Annotated in this window: 3 protein-coding genes; all 3 read right to left on the bottom strand. The window is 70.6% G+C overall.

The genetic code is table 11. The annotated features are described in order from the left end of the window. Positions 1-44 precede the first annotated feature (44 nt). The 3 genes from glmM to rplM all read right to left on the bottom strand — a co-directional run bounded on the left by glmM (position 45) and on the right by rplM (position 2,708). Positions 45-1,403, bottom strand: coding sequence for a phosphoglucosamine mutase (gene glmM, locus G3I53_RS21010; protein ID WP_164335012.1), 1,359 nt, complete (start codon positions 1,401-1,403; stop codon positions 45-47). 306 nt (positions 1,404-1,709) lie between these two features. Continuing rightward, on the bottom strand, positions 1,710-2,222 hold the full coding sequence (gene rpsI / locus G3I53_RS21005; protein WP_164335014.1) for a 30S ribosomal protein S9: 513 nt from the start codon (positions 2,220-2,222) through the stop codon (positions 1,710-1,712). Between the two features lie 42 nt (positions 2,223-2,264). Then, complete coding sequence (gene rplM / locus G3I53_RS21000) at positions 2,265-2,708, bottom strand: 50S ribosomal protein L13 (protein ID WP_019526965.1); 444 nt, start codon at positions 2,706-2,708, stop codon at positions 2,265-2,267. Between the last annotated feature and the right edge of the window lie 362 nt (positions 2,709-3,070).

Here is a 3,070-nt window from a genome sequence, read left to right as displayed (position 1 = left end):
CCCGGCGTCCGCCCGCCGTCCCCGGCCGTGCGGCCGGTGGGCCGTCAGCCCAGGGCCGACTTGACCACGTCCGCGAGACGGCCCGCCACGGAGCGGGCCTGGTCGATGTCGGCGGCCTCCACCATCACGCGGACCAGCGGCTCGGTGCCCGAGGGGCGCAGCAGGACGCGGCCGGTGGCACCCAGCTCCTGCTCGGCGTCCGTGACGGCCGCGGCGAGTTCCTCGGAGGTCTTCACCCGGGACTTGTCCACGTCCGGCACGTTGATGAGCACCTGCGGCAGCCGCTCCATGACCGAGGCCAGCTCCCGCAGCGGGCGCCCGGTCTCGGCGACCCGTGCCGCCAGCAGCAGCCCGGTGAGCGTGCCGTCGCCGGTGGTGGCGTGGTCCAGGATGATCACGTGGCCGGACTGCTCGCCGCCGAGGGCGTAGCCGTTGCGCTTCATCTCCTCCAGCACGTACCGGTCGCCGACGGCGGTCTGCACGAGCCGGATGCCCTCGCGCTCCATGGCCAGCTTGAAGCCGAGGTTCGACATCACGGTCGCGACGACGGTGTCGGAGCGCAGAGCGGAACGCTCCCGCATCGCCAGGGCGAGCACGGCGAGGATCTGGTCGCCGTCGACCTCCTCGCCGGTGTGGTCGACGGCCAGGCAGCGGTCGGCGTCGCCGTCGTGGGCGATGCCGAAGGCGGCCCCGTGCTCCACGACGGCGGCCTTGAGCCGGTCGAGGTGGGTGGAGCCGCAGCCGTCGTTGATGTTCAGCCCGTCCGGCTCGGCACCGATGGTGACGACCTCGGCACCGGCCCGCGCGAACGCCTCCGGCGAGACCCGGGAGGCGGCGCCGTGCGCCTCGTCGAGGACGATCCGCAAGCCGTCCAACCGGTTCGGCAGGACGCCGACGAGGTGGGAGACGTACGTGTCGAGGCCCTCCGCGTAGTCCCGCACGCGGCCCACGCCCGCGCCGGTCGGGCGGTCCCAGGGCGCGCCGGTGCGGTGCTCGTCGTACACGGCCTCGATGCGGTCCTCCAGCTCGTCGGCCAGTTTGTGGCCGCCGCGCGCGAAGAACTTGATGCCGTTGTCCGGCATGGCGTTGTGGCTGGCGGAGAGCATCACGCCCAGGTCGGCGCCGAGCGCGCCGGTGAGGTGGGCGACCGCGGGCGTCGGCAGCACGCCGACCCGCAGCACGTCCACGCCCGCGCTGGCGAGACCGGCGACCACGGCGGCCTCCAGGAACTCCCCGGACGCGCGCGGGTCACGTCCCACCACGGCGGTCGGGCGATGACCCGCGAAGGTGCCCGCCTCGGCCAGTACGTGCGCGGCGGCCACGGAGAGGCCCAGCGCCATCTCCGCCGTCAGGCCCGCGTTGGCGACGCCACGCACGCCGTCCGTGCCGAAGAGTCGTCCCACTTGTCCTCCTGAGGAAGCGTCAGTGTCGAAAGACCGTGCCGTGGTGACGTCCCCGGCCGTGCCGGGGCGTTGGACCTGCCCGCGCGTTCGACGGTTGTGCCGCTGACGAAAGATGTGATGTGTTCGGCGGTCGCGATGCGTGTGCGGCTCGCGCATCCGTGGCCATGACGGGCCCGACCATCCGATCACATTAGCGTTTGAGCGCCTTGTGTCGTTATACGCCCACAGCGGTGAAGAAACGAACGCCCCGGCGGCACGAGGGCGTGCCGCCGGGGCGTTCGGAGTACCTGCTGGTGACAGCTGCGACTAGCGCTTGCTGTACTGCGGGGCCTTGCGGGCCTTCTTCAGACCGGCCTTCTTCCGCTCGACCGCACGGTCGTCGCGGCGCAGGAAGCCGGCCTTCTTGAGCGGGCCGCGGTTGTTGTCGACGTCGGCCTCGTTCAGCGCACGGGCGACACCGAGACGGAGCGCACCGGCCTGACCGGAGACGCCGCCACCCGCGATGCGGGCGATGACGTCGTAGCGGCCCTCGAGCTCGAGCACCTTGAAGGGCTCGTTGACTTCCTGCTGGTGCACCTTGTTCGGGAAGTAGTCCTCGAGGGTGCGACCGTTGATCTTCCACTTGCCGGAGCCCGGGACGATCCGGACGCGGGCGATGGCGTTCTTGCGACGGCCCAGGCCGGCGGCCGGCTGCGGCTCGCCGAAGCGGGAGGCCATGGACTCCGAGGTGTACTCGCCCTCGACGGGGGCCTCGGACTCGGTGGTGTAGCTGTCGATGTCAAGCTCTTCGAGCGGCTGCTCGGCAGTGGTCTCGGCCACGATTCTCCTCAGATTCTGTTCAGTCTTAGGGGGTGGCCGGACTTACTGCGCGACCTGGGTGATCTCGAACGGCACCGGCTGCTGGGCAGCGTGCGGGTGCTGGTCGCCCGAGTAGACCTTCAGCTTCGAGAGCATCTGACGGCCCAGGGTGTTCTTGGGGAGCATGCCCTTGACGGCCTTCTCGATGGCCTTCTCGGGGTTCTTCGCCAGCAGCTCGTCGTAGCGGACGGACCGCAGACCGCCCGGGTAGCCCGAGTGGCGGTACGCCATCTTCTGGGTCCGCTTGTTGCCGGAGAGGTGCACCTTGTCGGCGTTGATGATGATGACGAAGTCACCGGTGTCGACGTGAGGGGCGTAGATCGGCTTGTGCTTGCCGCGCAGGATGGAGGCCGCAGTGGAGGCCAGACGACCCAGGACGACGTCCTGAGCATCGATGACGTGCCACTGGCGCGTCACATCGCCGGGCTTGGGGCTGTACGTACGCACGGTTCGTAGCCTTCGCTTCTTCAGTGAATGGTCCTGACAAGGTCACCGAAGACGATCACGACAGCCCTGACCGCACAGCGGTGACGCAAACCGCGTGCTGGTCGCTGGTCATCGGCCCGGTGGACCGGTGTAAGGGCCCCTCACGTGAGAATGAGCAAGCCAATACACATAACGAACCTGCAGACTACCCGTCCTCGGCCGGACGGGTCAAAACGGGGCCAGGGCCGGTCGGCCGCACGGCCCCGGCACCGGCGCCCCACGCCGGTACGCCCACGGTACGCCGCCCCGGCCGGGTCCGTACGGGCACGCCGTCCCCGGGGGGCGGACACCGGCGCGCACCGGCCGCTCGGAGGGCGCACCAC

The organism is Streptomyces sp. SID14436 (assembly GCF_010548465.1).
Taxonomy (GTDB): domain Bacteria; phylum Actinomycetota; class Actinomycetes; order Streptomycetales; family Streptomycetaceae; genus Streptomyces.
This window is presented reverse-complemented; position numbering and strand designations above follow the sequence as displayed.